Here is a 13,670-nt window from a genome sequence, read left to right as displayed (position 1 = left end):
CTCTCCGCCGGGGGCCGGGCTCCCGTGCGCCCGGTGACCGTCAGTACAGGTGACGATACTTTTAGTGACGAGCCACACCTCGTGCGCGGCACCCGCCGCGCACGAAGAAAGGGGACACCGTGACCACGACGTCACTTGCCGAACGCCTCGCCACCGATGGCCTGCAGCAGCACCTGTTCACCGCGCCCACGACGGTCGCGGCGGCGTGCGGGCTGTTCGGCGTCGCGTGCTGGGGCTCGTCCGAGTGCTGCGGCGAGTCGTGCGGCTGGACGTTCATCTGCGAGTAGGCGAGGCGCGTGTCGTGTCCCACCGCTCGTCACTGTGCTCGGGGAGGGCCTTTTTGTTGCTGGTGAAAGCGGCGCGCGGCGCGCGCCGGTTCGTGGAATCCGTCAAGGGCGAGGACGGTTCGTACCGCCTCGACCACTGGCCGCGCGTGCACACGCCAAGGCTCCGCCGTCCCGGACGGGGCTCCGGGCGCCGGGACACCGGTGCGGTCGTCACGCGGCTGCGGTTCGCGCAGCGTCTGACCATGGGGTTCCTGGACCCGGTGGACGACGCGCTCTTCCTGGTGGCCGGGTTACGGCGGATGGGCATCGCCGCCTCCTTCCACCTGGGGCGCGAGATGGTCCCGGTCACGCCGCCCTCGGGTTTCTACGCGTGGGTGCAGTGCGGGGAAGCGGTGGTGAGCACGTCGCTGCCGGTACGGGAGACCTATGTCGAGGTCCATCGATCGGAGCGGGACGGATGACGCGAACCATGGCGGGAACGATGGCGGGAACGGCCGGCGTACTGGGATGCGCGGCGGCGACGCGCGACGGGGTCCGCTGCACCGACCCGAGCCCGTGGACGGTTCCCGGCGGCGTACGGATCGAACGGCCGTCACCGGATGTGTTCCGGCTGAGCCGGGAAAGCGCGGGAAGCCGGTCCGTGTACTACAGAGTCGGTTACGGACGGGTCGAGTGGGGCGAGGACCTGAGGGCGTTCCTGACGGGTGAGCCCTACCAGACGCCCGATCCGGGCCAGTTGCTCGCACTGATCCACGGAACGGCGCCCTCGCCCGACGCCACTGTGCTGCCGGGCGTGCAACGGCTGGCGGTGGGAACCGCGGTACGGGTGGACTCGGCCGGGGTCACCGTCACGCGGCAGCGGCCGGAGCTGCCCGAGCCGGGGATAGGGGTGGCCGAGGCGGTGGGACGCGCCCTTGACGGTGTGAAAGGCGACTACGCCATCGCCTACAGCGGGGGGCTCGCCTCGGCGTTCCTCGCGGTCTGCGCTCTGGCGGCGGGGCACCGGCCCGTACTGCTGCACGCGGACTTCGGGGGCGCCTGGGGGGAGCGGCCTCCCGCCGCGCCGCCGCCGGTTCCCGGACTTGAGATCAGGTATGTCCCTGTCGATCCCGCCGAGTTGTTCGCTCACGAGCCGGTCAGTGGTCGTGAACCCGTTCCGCCGCTGCCCGACACACAGGTGCCACTGCGGCTGATGGACCGGCTGAGCGAGAGCTGCGGACTGCCGGTGGTGAGCGGAGGGCTGCTGAAGGACCTGGCGTCGGCCAGGCTGTCCGAGGCCGGTACGGGGTATCGCGGGTGGCGGCTGCTGGGCTGCGAACCGTTCCACATCACCGACACCTTGCGCGGTCTTGCCGAGGCCCGCCAACTCCTCAGCAGGAACGTGGTGTTCTCACCGGGTCCGGGTGGCCGGGAGGTCCCCGGCGAACGGCTGGTGGGCAAGCCGGCTCCGCCCAGACCGGCCGGTGCGGCTTCCCTGCCCGGGCTCACCCAGGAGGGTGAGGAGGCGCTCTCCTCCTCCCGGCACGGGATGCTGGCGCGGTGGAAGGACCATCTCGACTTCCTCGACCCGGTGTCGGGCCGGGTGGTCGCGGGTCTTGAGGAGCGGGGCGCGGGCGGGGCCCTGCTGCCCGCTCTGGACCCGCAGGTGATCGCGGCCGTGGCCGCGCTGCGCCCGGCCAGGCTGGGACGTATCCACCGCGGGGCCTTCCGCAACCACCTGCCGCTCGAACGCGCAGTCGCCAGGCGGCGGGTGTACGACGTCTGCCGCGCGCCGTCGGGGCACTGGCTGAGACTGGGCGCGGTGGCCCATCTGCACCGTGAGCGCGGACGCCTTCACGCCTGGCTGGAGCGGGAGAGCGCGCTGGCCGACCTCGGCGTGCTGGACGTGGGCCGGGTCCTGGCTGTCCTGCGCGACGGGCGCGAACTGGCGGAACACGCCCTTCCGATGTTGCGCCTGGTGTGGGTGTGTCAATGGCTGCGGGGGCTGCGATGACCACTCCCGGCCCCGTGCCCGTGCCCGGTCCCGTGCCCGTGTCCGTGCCGGCCGTCCTGCGGCTGGCGCCGGACGTGACGCTGACCCGGCTGCCGTACGGCGGATCCGTGCTGCTCAACGCGGTGACGCTGGCGCTCGCCGAGTGCGGCGAACCGCAGGCCTTCGTCATCGACCGGCTGCTGGCATCCGGCCTGTCCACCGCGGACCGGGACTCGCCGCCCGCGTACCTGGCCGCCGAGCTGGTCGCCAAGGGGTGGCTGACGGTGTGCCCGGCAACCGGGCAGGAGGTTCGCTGATCTGTGGCACGGGCAGCGCCACTCGTCCCGAGGCTGTCCCCCGTCCCACCCGTACGCCGACTCGCCGCCGGAGTCGGCGGCGAGTCGGGCAGCGTGGTCGGGCAGCGTGGTCGGGCAGCGCACTCGGGATGCGTCGGCCGGGTGATCCGGACGGCCGGCGATCCGGCTCAGTGGGCGGTGGCCGGAATCTGGTCCGGGATCTCCGGCTGGGTGGGGTTCTCGTCCTCGGTGTCCTTCTTGCCCAGGTGGTTGAAGGCGAGGTTGAGGACGATGGCCACCACGCATCCGGTGCTGATGCCCGAGTCGAGTACGACCAGCAGGTCCTCGGGGAACGCGTGGTAGAAGGTCGGCGCGGCGATCGGGATGAGGCCGATACCGAGGGCGGCCGCGACGATCAGGGCGTTCTCGCCCTTCTCCAGCGCGGCCGTGGCGAGGGTCTGGATGCCGCTGGCCGCGACCGTACCGAAGAGCACGATGCCCGCTCCGCCGAGTACCGGCAGCGGTACGAGGGCGATCACCGAGGCCAGGACCGGGCACAGGCCGAGCAGGATCAGGATGCCGCCGCCGACGGCGACGACGAACCGGCTGCGGACCTTCGTCATCGCGACCAGGCCGATGTTCTGCGCGAAGGCGCTGCACATGAAGCCGTTGAACAGCGGGCTGATCGCGCTGCCGAGGGTGTCGGCGCGCAGGCCGCCCTCGATGGTCTTCTCGTCGGCCGGGCGGCCGACGATCTTACCGAGGGCGAGCATGTCGGCGGTCGACTCGGTCATGCACACCAGCATCACGATGCACATGGAGATGATCGCGGCGATCTCGAACTGCGGGGCGCCGAAGTGGAGGGGGGTCGGGAAGCCCACCAGGTCGGCGTTCTTGATCGCGTCGAAGTTGGTGATGCCCACCGGGATGGCGATGAGCGTGCCCGCGACGAGACCGAGGAGGATCGCGATCTGCTGGAGGAAGCCGCGCAGGAACTTGCGCAGGGCCAGCACGATCACGAAGGTCAGGGCGGCCATGCCGATGTTGGTCATCGAGCCGTAGTCGTCGGCCTGGGAGTTGCCGCCCTGGGACCAGTTGAAGGCGACCGGCAGCAGGGAGACACCGATCAGGGTGATCACGGTGCCGGTGACGACGGGCGGGAAGAAGCGTACGAGCTTGCAGAAGTACGGGGCCGCGAAGAATCCCAGTACACCGGCAACGATGATGGCGCCGAAAATGATCGGTATCGCGTTGTCGCCCTCGCCCTTGCCGATGGCGATCATCGGAGTCACTCCGGCGAACGAGACGCCGTTGACGAAGGGAAGCTTCGCGCCGATCTTCCAGAGGCCGAGAGTCTGGAGGAGCGTGGCGATGCCCGCGGTGAAGAGGCTGGCCCCCATCAGGAAGGCCGTCTCCTTGGCGTCGAGCCCCACCGCGGGGCCGACGATCATGGGCGGGGCCACCACGCCGGCGTACATCGCGGCCACGTGCTGAAGGCCGCTGGTGAACATCTTGACGGGCGGGAGCTTCTCGTCGACCGGGTGCTTCTGATCGGAGCCGGACGGGGATCCGGGCTGGGACCCGGGCTGGGGGTCGGATTCGGCGGATGCGTCTTTGCGAAACCTGGGCTTGGCGGCCATGGCGGTTCCTCCGGTCGGTTGCACGTCCGCGAGGACGTGGGTGCATGGAGGTGGTGCGGAGTGGGGTGGGTGGTGCGGGGCGGTGACTTCGGTGATGGTTCGTCACTGTCCCCGGAGGTGCGGGCACTTGGGCGCGCACCTCCGGGCACAGCTGCCGTGGACCCCGCTCGGGTCCACGGCCGCCGGCTGAGGGCCGTCCCCCTCAGCCGGAGTTCCGGGGGGACTCTCAGCCCTGCGCGACGATCCGCGCGAGGCGCTGCGCCTCGGCCCGCGCGTCGCGGGCGATGGCGTCCTCGTCCGCCGTGACCAGGTGGTTGTCCTCGACGACGGGCTTGCCGTTGACGAGCGACAGGGTGACCGGGGCCGCCGCGCCGAAGACGATCGCGGTGACCGGGTCGGCGATGGTGGAGTGGCCGAGTCCGTCGACCTTCCACATCACCAGGTCGGCGAGCTTGCCGGCCTCCAGCGAACCGATCTGGTCGGCGCGGCCGAGCACCTGGGCTCCGCCGTACGTGCCGAGACGCAGCGCCTGGCGGGCGTTGAGGGCCGCCTCGCGGTGCGCGCCGAGGCGGTTGATCAGCAGCGCGTTGCGCAGCTCGGTGTGGAGCTCGCCCGACTCGTTGGACGCCGTACCGTCGACGCCGAGGCCGACCGGGACGCCGGCCTTCAGCATGTCGGGGACGCGGGCGATGCCTGCCGCGAGGCGGGCGTTGGAGGACGGGCAGTGGGCGACGCCCGTGCCCGTACGGGCGAAGGCGGCGATGTTGGAGTCGTTCATGTGGACGCAGTGGGCCATCCACACGTCGCTGCCGAGCCAGCCGGTCGACTCGAAGTAGTCGGTGGGGCCCATGCCGAACAGTTCCTTGCAGAACTGCTCCTCCTCGACCGTCTCGCTGCCGTGGGTGTGCAGCCGCACCCCGAGGCGGCGGGCCAGTTGGGCGCCCTGCTTCATCAGTTCGGTGGAGACCGAGAAAGGCGAGCAGGGGGCGACGGCCACCTGTGTCATCGCGTCGAAGGACGCGTCGTGGTGCTTCCTGACGGTCTCCTCGGTCGCGGCGAGCGCGCCTTCGAGGGTCTCGACGGCGAAGTCCGGCGGCAGACCCCCGTCCTTCTCGCTGCGGTCCATGGAGCCACGGGCGAGGGTGAAGCGTACGCCCATGTCGGAGGCGGCCCCGATGACCGCGCCGGACAGGTCGCCCGAGCCCTTGGGGAAGACGTAGTGGTGGTCCATCGCGGTGGTGACACCGCCGCGGGCCATCATGGCCAGCGAGCCCTGCGCCGCCACCTTCACCATGGGCTCGTCGATGCGCGCCCACGTCGGGTACAGCGCGACCAGCCAGTTGAAGAGGTTGTGGTCGGTGGCCATGCCACGGGTGAGCCACTGGTAGAAGTGGTGGTGCGTGTTGACCAGGCCGGGGGTGACCAGGTGGCCCGTGCCGTCGATCCGGCGTACGACGTTGTCGAGGCCGTCGGGGGCTTTGCCCGCGCCGACCGACTCGATGCGGTTGCCGGCGACCACGACGTAACCCGAGGCGTACTCGGTGTCGTTGGCGTCGACGGTTGCGATGGCACAGTTCTCGATGATGGTGCGCGCGGCTGCCGATGCTGCCATGGTGCGTCCTTTTCTCGGTGATGGGGGCACGGCAGGACCCTAGGAGGATTTGAGTGCCGCAGCCGCGTGGCTCCGGGTGCCGAGACGGTGAAAGAACACGTTGAGCAGGACCGCGACCAGGGTGAGAACGGCGGCGTTCTGGGCGAAGGCGCTGAAGGAACCGTGGACGCCGCTTGCCGGGATGCGGGGAACCAGCCGGCCCATGGCCGTTCGGGACGACCCGCCGGTGAGGAGCGCGCTCGCGCTCGGCGCCCAGGGAAGGGGTCGACGCCCGCTTGTTCCAGGGCGGAAAGTGAATGAGCGGCGCAGGCCGGCCGCGCGACCGGGGCCTGTGCTCACGGCGTGGACACAGGGGCCGCTGCCGGCCCGGCATGCAGGCGTTGCCATGGAGCTTCCCTCCGGTCCGGTACGCCCCCGCCCTGCCGCACTCGGGGCGGGCGGGGGACGTACCGGTCCCGCGTCAGAGGTTGGTCATGTCGACCGGGATCTTCGGCTCGACGCCGTCCCGCAGGATGGTGGCCTCGATGAGGCCGTACGGGCGGTCGGCGGCGAAGTAGACCTCGTTGTCGTTCTTCAGCCCGAAGGGCTCGAGGTCGACCAGGAAGTGGTGGTTGTTCGGCAGCGAGAAGCGGATCTCGTCGATCTCGCTCCGGCTGTTGATGACCCGCGAACCCATCTGGTACAGGGTCTGCTGGAGCGAGAGGGAGTACGTCTCGGCGAAGGCCTCGAGGATGTGCTTTTTGGCCTGCGCGTACGACTTCTCCCAGTTGGGCATCCGGTCCGCGTCGTTGGACCAGCTGTAGCGCCAGGCGGCGGAGACATCGGTGCACAGGATGCGGTCGTACGCCTCCTTGAGCGTCGTGTACCGGTCCTTGACGTAGCCCCAGAACTCCGAGTTGGTGGAGTTCATGACCGTGAGGTCCTTGAGGCCGGAGATGACCTCCCAGTTCTCACCGTCGAAGGTGATCTGCGTGATGCGCAGCTCCTGGCCCTTGCGGACGAAGGAGTGGTTGACCTCGTCCGATCCGATGAACTTGGAGTTGTTGTCCGAGGTCGCGATGCGGTCCCAGGCGTACTCCTCGATCCGGATCCGGGCGCGCTTGATCGGCTCCTGCGACGTCACGAAGTGGCGGGCGAGGTGGATGCCGAACTGCTCGGCGGACTCGATGCCGTACTCCTTGGCGAACGCGTACACCGTGTTCTTGGTGGTGTCCGTCGGCAGGCAGTTCGCGTTGGAGCCGGAGTAGTGCACGTCCTCCATGTCGCCGGAGAGGGCGACGGAGACGTTGAGGTCCTTGATGTGGTGGGTGTCGCCGTCCCGCGTGATCTTGACGACGCGGTTCTCTGCTTTGCCGTACTGGTTCTGGCCGAGAATCGTGGGCATGTCGGTGCTAGCTCCCTCGGTATACGGAGTAGCCGAACGGGTTGAGCAGCAGCGGTACGTGGAAGTGTTCGCCCGGTACGACGGCGAACGTGATCGCCACCTCCGGGAAGAACGCGCCGCTGTCCCTTACGCGGGGGGCGTCCTGCTGTGCCTCGGCTTGCTTCTTGGAACTGGGCTTGTTGGAGAAGTACGCCTCGGTCTCGAAGTCGAGACGTACGTGGGTCGTGCCTTCCGGCAAGGCCGGCAGGTCCTTGCAGCGCCCGTCCGCGTCGGTCGCGGACCCGCCGAGTGCCACCCACTCGGCGTCACTGCCGCTGCGGGCGGTGAGCGAGATGGCGACGCCCTCGGCGGGGCGTCCGATGCTGGTGTCCAGGATGTGCGTGGAAACCGAAGCAGTGGTCGCGGTGCTCATGGTGCTCAGTCCTCTTCTACGAGACGGGTCAGCCGGATTCGGTTGATCTTCCCGAGTTCGGTGCGCACGATCTCGCGCTCCGCCTCGGCGGTGTTGCCGATCCGGTCCCGCATCGCGTCACGCATCTGCTCACCGGTCGCACCGGTGGCGCAGATCAGAAAGACATGTCCGAACTTCTCCTGGTAGGCCAGGTTCAGTTCGAGCATCTCGGCTTTCAGTTCCTCGGACGCTCCGGCCATCCCCCGCTGTTCGCGGGAGGAGGTCGGGTCACCGGGCTTCGGCCGGCCGATCGGCGGGTGGCCCGCCATCGCCTCGGCCAGATCCTCCGCGGTCAGTTCGGCCATGGCGGCGTCACTGGCGAGGAAAAGGGCTTCGGCGTCGGCGTACGGGCGCCGGGCGAGCATCTTGCTCCCCCACGCCGAGCTGGCGCACACCTCGTGGAGCGCGGCCGAGGCCTCGCTGTCCGCCGAGGTGTTGAACCGGGTGAGGCCCGGTGTCGAACCTGAAGTCACGGGAGCCTCCGTGGCCTGTGTGCTGGACGGGCTGGGCATAGCTAACGCCCTCAAGAACAACTCGTCAACACTTTGTTGAAATCTTGCGGACGCAAAAGCCGCCGACCCGTTGCCCGGACGGCGGCCTCCACGAATGATCGATCAAATATGCCCGCTTAGTGGACAGCCGGTTAATCGCCCCTGGCGCTGTTTTCCCTGTTCAGGTAGTTGTAGACGGTGAAGCGGCTGACCCCCAGGGCGCTCGCCACCGTTTCCACGCCGTGCCGCACGGAGAAGGCGCCGCGCGCCTCCAGGATCCGTACGACCGACTGCTTCTCCTTACGGTCGAGCTCGGCCAGCGGCATACCGTGCCGGCGCTCCAGCGCGGCCAGGATGTGGTCCAGGGAGTCCGAGAGCTGCGGCAGCCGTACGGCGACCACGTCCCGGCCCTCCCAGGCCAGCACCACGTCGTCGCCGCCCGCCTGCTCCGGCACCATCATCACGCCGCCCATGGCGTCGACCAGCGGCTTGACCGCGGTGACGAGGGGGTGGTCGCCCGGCCCGCTGTGCTCCGTCACTTCTCGCCCTCCCCGATCACGTTGACCTGCAACGAGACCCGGGTGGCACCCGCGTCCAGGGACCTGCGCAGCAGCGCGTCGACCGCGGTCAGCACCGCGTCCGCGTCGCCCTCGGCGGTGTTCCCGAACGGGCCTACGTCCACAGCGTCCAGCTCGGCCACCTGGATGACCTCGCGAGCCGCCAGCGCGTGCGCCGGCGCCTCGTCGAGATCGAAGGGCTCGGTCGTGAACTCCACTCTCAATCGCACCATGCCCCCACGTTACTGGCGGGGGCCGGCAGTACGTCAGCCAGTGGCCAGCGCGGTCGTCGGCGAGACGCGCGCGGCGCGCATCGCCGGATAGAGCCCGGCCACCGCCCCGATCACCAGGGTGCCCGCCGCGCCGGCCAGCACCGCGCTCGCGGGCAGCGCGACCGGCCAGCCGCGATGTCCGGCGTACGCCGTGGTGATCAGCAGCCCGAGGGCCGCGCCGCCGCAGCCGCCGAGCCCGGAGAGCACCAGGGACTCGGTGAAGAACTGGTTGCGGACCTGGCCGCGAGTGGCGCCCAGGGCCCGGCGCAGGCCGATCTCGCCGCGCCGCTCCAGCACCGCGATGACCATGGTGTTGGCCACCCCGATCCCGCCGACCAGCAGCGCGACCGCTCCGATGCCCAGCAGCAGCCCGGTGAACACCTCGTCGGCGGCGAGCTTGGCGGCGAGCGCGTCGGAGGGCCGGGCGACCCGTACCGCGTCGGGCTGCTCCGGATTGACCGTACGGGCGAGCACGTCCCGTACGTCGGTCACCGCGTTCTCGTCGGCCCGGACGTAGACGGCGGTGGGGTGGCCGTCGAAGCCCAGGGTCCGCTCGGCGGCGCCGAAGCCGATCAGGGCCGCGCTGTTCAGCTCGGGTGCGAGGACGACCGGTTCGATGACCCCGATCACGGTGAAGTGGCGGCCGCCGATCAGGACCTGGACGTCGGGATGGGCCCGTACGACGCCCAGCCGGCGGGCCGTGGCGGAGCCGAGCACGACCGCCGGGTACTCGCCGGTGGCCCTATTGAGCCAGGTGCCGCTGGAGGTGCGTACGCCCAGGGTGTCCAGCAGGTCGGGGTGGGCCGCGTAGACCTCCAGGGCGTTGGTCTCCTCCTGGGGGATCAGGTCGGAGCGGTACACCTTGGCGTCGATCCTGCCGACGGCGCTCACGTCGTTCACCGGCGGGACGCGCCGCACCATCGCGGTCACGCCCGTGGGGAGTTTCGCCTCCCCGCCGGTGAGGGTCTCCCCCGCCTCGGCGTGCAGCAGGTTGGTGCCGAGGGTGTCGAGGGTGGCCTGGAGTTCGGCGCGGCTGGAGGTGGAGATGCCGACCACGGCCACCATGGCGGCGATGCCGATGGAGATGCCCGCCGCGGAGAGGACCGCGCGCAGCGGTTTCGCACGCAGCCCGGACAGGCTCAGCCGCAGGACGTCTAGCGGGCCGAGCCGGGCGGGGCGCAGCGGGGGACGGGACGGGGCGGCGGGCGGGGAGCCGGGCGGGGTCATCGGGTGGCCTCCTGGGCGGTACGGGGGGCCGCGCCGCCGTGGTCCTCGACCAGCCGCCCGTCGCACATGACGACCCGGCGCGGCAGCCGGGCGGCGAGTTCCGTGTCGTGGGTGATGACGACGACGGTGGTGCCGTCGGCGTTGAGTTCCCGCAGCAGTTCGACGACGCGCGCCCCGGACGCGGTGTCGAGCGACCCCGTCGGTTCGTCGGCGAGCAGCAGGGAGGGCCGGCCGGCCACCGCGCGGGCCAGGGCGACGCGCTGGCGCTCGCCGCCGGACAGCTCGTGCGGGCGGTGCCGCAGCCGGTGGCCGAGGCCGACCCGGCGCAGGCTCGCGGCGGCGGCCGCCGTTCTGGCCCGCCGGGACAGTCCGGCGTACAGCAGCCCTTCGGCCACGTTGTCGACCGCGCTCACTCCCTGGGTGAGGAAGAACTGCTGGAAGACGAACCCGATGTGCTCGGCCCGCAGCGCCGAAAGCTGGCGGTCGGAGAGCCGGTCCACGGGATGGCCGGCGATGCGTACGCGGCCGCCGGTCGGGCGGTCGAGGGTGCCGATGAGGTTGAGCAGCGTGGACTTGCCCGACCCGGAGGGGCCGACCACGGCGAGGAGTTCGCCGGGCAGGACCCGCAGGGAGAGGTCGCGGACGGCGTGCACGGGCGGGGCGCCGGGGTAGCTGCGGGTCACTGCGGTGAGTTCGATGACGGGCTCGGCCGTCCGCGGGTCCGGCTCGGCGGCGGGCGCGTTCGTCACCTCGCTGACGGCGTTCACAGCGCGGGCGTCCCGACCTTGAGGCCCTCGGTGATGCCGGCTCCCGACACCTCGACGCGGCCGCCGCTGAACAGCCCGGTCGTGACCGGGACGATGCGGTCGGGCTTGCCCGGACCGTCCCCGACGACCTGCACGCCGTACCCGCCTTCGCGCAGCGCGAGCAGCGCGGCTACGGGCACGGACAGGACGTCGCGGTGCCGCTCGTTCTCGGCCTCGACGCGGACCGGGGAGTAGGTCAGGGCCCCGGCCGCCTTCTGGTCGGCGAGGGCGATCCGTACGGTGACGGTCCGGTCGCCATCCCGGGGGTTCTGTCCGCCGCCCTGGCCGTTGTCGCCGCCGTCGTCGCCGCCGCCGTTCTTGTCGCCGCCGTCGCCGCCACCACCGCCACCGGCGACCACGGTGCCGACCGAGGTGACCTTGCCCGCGACCGGTTTGTCACGGCCGGGGATGGTGACGGTCACCTTCTTGCCGACGGGCAGCAGGCGCTGCTGGGACATGGTGGCCTTCACCGTCACGGTGCGTTCGGCCTTGGTCGTGTCCAGGACGGGGCTGCCGTTCTGCGCCTCGTCACCGGGTTTGCGGTCGGCCTCGCCCGCCCGCACGGACTGCGGGGCGAACAGGACGCGGCCGAGTTCGAGCTGCCCCGTACGCGGCAGGCCGAGGGCACGCTGCCAGCGTCTGACCGCGTACGCCGTTCCGTCGGTGTACGTCTCGTCCACCGTGAAGCCGGTGTAGCCGAGGGCGGCGAGGTTCTTCTCCAGCTGGCGTACGTCGCCTCCGTCGGCCATGCCGGGGGCGAAGGCGCGGTAGGCCGGGATGCGTCCGTACAGCAGCACGACGGGCTTCTCGTCGATCCGGTAGAGGACGCCGCCCCGCGAGACCGTCGCTCCGGGGCGGGCCGTCCAGGTCACGGTGCCGGTCAGGCGGTTGGGGAGGTACACCTCGTCGGCGTACTCCAGCGTCCCGTCCAGGGTTTCCTTCGCCGTCAGATCGCCGCGGGTCACCGGGGCGGTGGCCGCCGACGGCGGGAGCTTCGGCGGCGGTGCGCCGTCCGCGCGGTCGCGGACCACCACGACGGCCGCCGCACCGGCGGTCAGCACGACCACGCAGCAGACGATGAGCCTGCGGGCGCGGCGGGGGCGCGGCGGGAGGTCCTCGGCCTCGCTCACAGTGCGGGGCCCGGCCCCGTGATCGGTACCGGTCACTGTCCCGCACCCGGAACGGGACCGGCTTCCTTGTAGCACTCCTTCGAGGCCTTCTCGTGGGCTGCCCGCTCGCTCTCCGTGACGTTGCCCATCGTGAAGCCCTTGTCGCGCAGGCAGCGTTCGACCTTGAGCCGCCACACCTTCTGCTCCTCGGTCTCCTTGCCGCCGCCGGCCGCACCGCCGCCGCCGCTGCCGCCCTCGTCCATGTACTGCTTGCAGGCGTTCTGGGCCTTGCTGATCTTGGCCTGGTCCTGGGTGTCCGTGACCTGGATCGAGACATTCCCATTCGTCTCCGGGTCGTCGACCTCGATGTCGTTCTCGCGCAGGCACCGTACGAACTTGAGGACGTCGGCGTCCGGATCACCGGCGCCGGGCTTTTCGGTCGTGCTGCCGGCCGATGTCTTTCCGCCGGCGGACGGAACATCGCTTTTCTTGTCCGACGAGCAGCCGGTGAGCATCGTGAACGGAAGCAGTACGGCGAGGGAGGTCATCGCCAGTCGGCTTAACTGTTTCGGATTCATGACTCCATGAAAGCAATGACCGCCGAGAGATCACTGAGAGATTTATGAGATTTCCCTGAGAAGAAGAGGAGGCGATCATTCCCGCATATGTGAAAAGACCGAATCCAGGGACTGTCCGGACAGTCCCTGGATCGGCCTCAGTCAGTCGGGGTCCCGCGGCCGGAAATCAGCCGCCGATCGAGCCGCCCCAGATGGCGTTGGTGCCCGAGGGGCAGGTCAGCGTGTGGTTCCAGGTGCCGTAGTAGTACGTCCCGAAGGTGTACCGGTAGCCGTTGGAGCAGTCCACGTAGACCCGGTAGCCGTTGCCGGAGCAGGTCATGTAGAAGTTTCTGCCGGACGTGCGGCCGTTCCAGCAGCTCGCATTGATGTTCACGTCGCCCTCGGAGGCGGCTGCGGCGCCGCCCGCCTTGCTGAGGGACTTCGTGCCCACGCCGGACTTGACCTGCCCCTTCGACGACTGCGAGGTGGAAACCGCCTTGCCGTCCCCCGTTGAAGCCGCGCTCGCGGCGGGCGCGAGGCCCACCCCGGCACCCAGCATCAGCATGGCGCCGGCCCCGACGAGACCCAGGTTTTTGCGGATCGTCATCTTTCCCCCATCAACGCTTCTTGTAGAACCGTCACTCACTCGGTGAGCGAGCAACGCGATTCTGCTAAGAGCGATGCGGGCATGTCAATTCTCATTTCCTTCTCATGAAGGCACCCCGCACTGCGAATCAGTCATTCCGCAAAGGTCCAGGCCACGAACCGGAGGATGGACGCGAAATGCCATTCCGGCCGGTACACACCTTGGCCAGAAAAATGAACTATGCATTCCCTATGCATTTCCTGTGAGCCATGGCCGAATCTCGGCCATAAACAGACCGGACGTGGCGCGGGGCCGACCGTCACTCGTCAGCCATCCCCCCGGCCACCCCCTCCCCAGGGGCACCTTGGGCACCATCGGGCCGCCCGACCTGGCCACACCCTCTTGACAGGCCTCCGCACCACC

Annotated in this window: 16 protein-coding genes; 4 read left to right on the top strand and 12 right to left on the bottom strand. The window is 70.1% G+C overall.

The window, feature by feature from the left end; translation table 11 throughout:
* Positions 1-119 precede the first annotated feature (119 nt).
* From G412_RS39675 to adfB, 4 genes are read left to right on the top strand one after another with little or no spacing between them, the layout of a single operon-like run.
* Positions 120-287 carry a hypothetical protein gene (locus G412_RS39675; RefSeq protein ID WP_157839107.1) on the top strand — a complete coding sequence of 56 codons (168 nt, stop codon included), beginning with the start codon at positions 120-122 and terminating at the stop codon, positions 285-287.
* A 53-nt stretch (positions 288-340) separates the two neighbouring features.
* Positions 341-748: a lasso peptide biosynthesis protein gene (locus tag G412_RS0115615; RefSeq protein WP_028812894.1), complete on the top strand. Its 408-nt coding sequence runs from the start codon at positions 341-343 to the stop codon at positions 746-748.
* Positions 745-2,280 carry a hypothetical protein gene (locus G412_RS0115610; protein ID WP_157839106.1) on the top strand — a complete coding sequence of 512 codons (1,536 nt, stop codon included), beginning with the start codon at positions 745-747 and terminating at the stop codon, positions 2,278-2,280. The genes G412_RS0115615 and G412_RS0115610 overlap by 4 nt, the downstream gene beginning before the upstream one ends.
* A complete protein-coding gene (gene adfB / locus G412_RS0115605) occupies positions 2,277-2,576 on the top strand; it encodes an actinodefensin-associated protein B (RefSeq protein WP_028812892.1) in 300 nt (99 codons plus the stop codon). Before G412_RS0115610 ends, adfB begins: the two co-directional genes overlap by 4 nt.
* 167 nt (positions 2,577-2,743) lie before the next feature.
* On the opposite strand, the gene G412_RS0115600 is transcribed toward adfB, so the two are convergent.
* The 12 genes from G412_RS0115600 to G412_RS0115540 all read right to left on the bottom strand — a co-directional run bounded on the left by G412_RS0115600 (position 2,744) and on the right by G412_RS0115540 (position 13,268).
* The gene (locus G412_RS0115600) at positions 2,744-4,195 is read right to left on the bottom strand and encodes a nucleobase:cation symporter-2 family protein (protein ID WP_028812891.1); all 1,452 of its coding nucleotides are present in this window, start codon (positions 4,193-4,195) and stop codon (positions 2,744-2,746) included.
* A 226-nt stretch (positions 4,196-4,421) separates the two neighbouring features.
* On the bottom strand, positions 4,422-5,807 hold the full coding sequence (locus tag G412_RS0115595; RefSeq protein WP_028812890.1) for an 8-oxoguanine deaminase: 1,386 nt from the start codon (positions 5,805-5,807) through the stop codon (positions 4,422-4,424).
* A gap of 460 nt (positions 5,808-6,267) precedes the next feature.
* Complete coding sequence (gene pucL / locus G412_RS0115585) at positions 6,268-7,191, bottom strand: factor-independent urate hydroxylase (protein WP_028812889.1); 924 nt, start codon at positions 7,189-7,191, stop codon at positions 6,268-6,270.
* A 7-nt stretch (positions 7,192-7,198) separates the two neighbouring features.
* The gene (gene uraH / locus G412_RS0115580) at positions 7,199-7,603 is read right to left on the bottom strand and encodes a hydroxyisourate hydrolase (RefSeq protein WP_028812888.1); all 405 of its coding nucleotides are present in this window, start codon (positions 7,601-7,603) and stop codon (positions 7,199-7,201) included.
* Between the two features lie 5 nt (positions 7,604-7,608).
* Entirely contained in the window at positions 7,609-8,115 is a 507-nt protein-coding gene (gene uraD / locus G412_RS0115575; RefSeq protein WP_028812887.1) for a 2-oxo-4-hydroxy-4-carboxy-5-ureidoimidazoline decarboxylase, read from the bottom strand.
* 170 nt (positions 8,116-8,285) lie between these two features.
* Entirely contained in the window at positions 8,286-8,606 is a 321-nt protein-coding gene (locus tag G412_RS0115570) for a helix-turn-helix domain-containing protein (protein WP_208857893.1), read from the bottom strand.
* Positions 8,607-8,668: 62 nt separating this feature from the next.
* Positions 8,669-8,920, bottom strand: coding sequence for a YkoF family thiamine-binding protein (locus G412_RS0115565; protein WP_078607047.1), 252 nt, complete (start codon positions 8,918-8,920; stop codon positions 8,669-8,671).
* Positions 8,921-8,956: 36 nt separating this feature from the next.
* On the bottom strand, positions 8,957-10,189 hold the full coding sequence (locus G412_RS0115560) for an ABC transporter permease (RefSeq protein ID WP_028812884.1): 1,233 nt from the start codon (positions 10,187-10,189) through the stop codon (positions 8,957-8,959).
* Positions 10,186-10,956, bottom strand: a complete 771-nt coding sequence (locus G412_RS0115555) for an ABC transporter ATP-binding protein (protein ID WP_078607015.1) — start codon at positions 10,954-10,956, stop codon at positions 10,186-10,188. The genes G412_RS0115560 and G412_RS0115555 overlap by 4 nt, the downstream gene beginning before the upstream one ends.
* Positions 10,953-12,161, bottom strand: a complete 1,209-nt coding sequence (locus G412_RS34680; protein ID WP_051338388.1) for a peptidoglycan-binding protein — start codon at positions 12,159-12,161, stop codon at positions 10,953-10,955. Before G412_RS34680 ends, G412_RS0115555 begins: the two co-directional genes overlap by 4 nt.
* Positions 12,158-12,682 (bottom strand): hypothetical protein, encoded by a 525-nt coding sequence (locus G412_RS37180; RefSeq protein ID WP_157839104.1) that lies wholly within the window; start codon positions 12,680-12,682, stop codon positions 12,158-12,160. Before G412_RS37180 ends, G412_RS34680 begins: the two co-directional genes overlap by 4 nt.
* Before the next feature lie 166 nt (positions 12,683-12,848).
* A complete protein-coding gene (locus tag G412_RS0115540) occupies positions 12,849-13,268 on the bottom strand; it encodes a hypothetical protein (protein ID WP_028812882.1) in 420 nt (139 codons plus the stop codon).
* Positions 13,269-13,670 lie beyond the last annotated feature (402 nt).

The sequence above is a fragment of the Streptomyces flavidovirens DSM 40150 genome, assembly GCF_000429085.1.
Lineage (GTDB): Bacteria > Actinomycetota > Actinomycetes > Streptomycetales > Streptomycetaceae > Streptomyces > Streptomyces flavidovirens.
The sequence above is the reverse complement of the archived record's forward strand: the minus strand, read 5'-3'. Positions and strand labels throughout refer to the sequence as shown.

Excerpts from the sequence above, each read along its gene's own strand:
- G412_RS0115540 (WP_028812882.1), bottom strand. The coding sequence starts at position 13,268 with ATGACGATCCGCAAAAACCTGGGTCTCGTCGGGGCCGGCGCCATGCTG.
- G412_RS0115600 (WP_028812891.1), bottom strand. The coding sequence starts at position 4,195 with ATGGCCGCCAAGCCCAGGTTTCGCAAAGACGCATCCGCCGAATCCGAC.
- G412_RS0115570 (WP_208857893.1), bottom strand. The coding sequence starts at position 8,606 with ATGGGCGGCGTGATGATGGTGCCGGAGCAGGCGGGCGGCGACGACGTG.
- pucL (WP_028812889.1), bottom strand. The coding sequence starts at position 7,191 with ATGCCCACGATTCTCGGCCAGAACCAGTACGGCAAAGCAGAGAACCGC.
- G412_RS37180 (WP_157839104.1), bottom strand. The coding sequence starts at position 12,682 with ATGAATCCGAAACAGTTAAGCCGACTGGCGATGACCTCCCTCGCCGTA.
- G412_RS0115610 (WP_157839106.1), top strand. The coding sequence starts at position 745 with ATGACGCGAACCATGGCGGGAACGATGGCGGGAACGGCCGGCGTACTG.
- G412_RS0115560 (WP_028812884.1), bottom strand. The coding sequence starts at position 10,189 with ATGACCCCGCCCGGCTCCCCGCCCGCCGCCCCGTCCCGTCCCCCGCTG.
- G412_RS0115595 (WP_028812890.1), bottom strand. The coding sequence starts at position 5,807 with ATGGCAGCATCGGCAGCCGCGCGCACCATCATCGAGAACTGTGCCATC.
- adfB (WP_028812892.1), top strand. The coding sequence starts at position 2,277 with ATGACCACTCCCGGCCCCGTGCCCGTGCCCGGTCCCGTGCCCGTGTCC.
- uraH (WP_028812888.1), bottom strand. The coding sequence starts at position 7,603 with ATGAGCACCGCGACCACTGCTTCGGTTTCCACGCACATCCTGGACACC.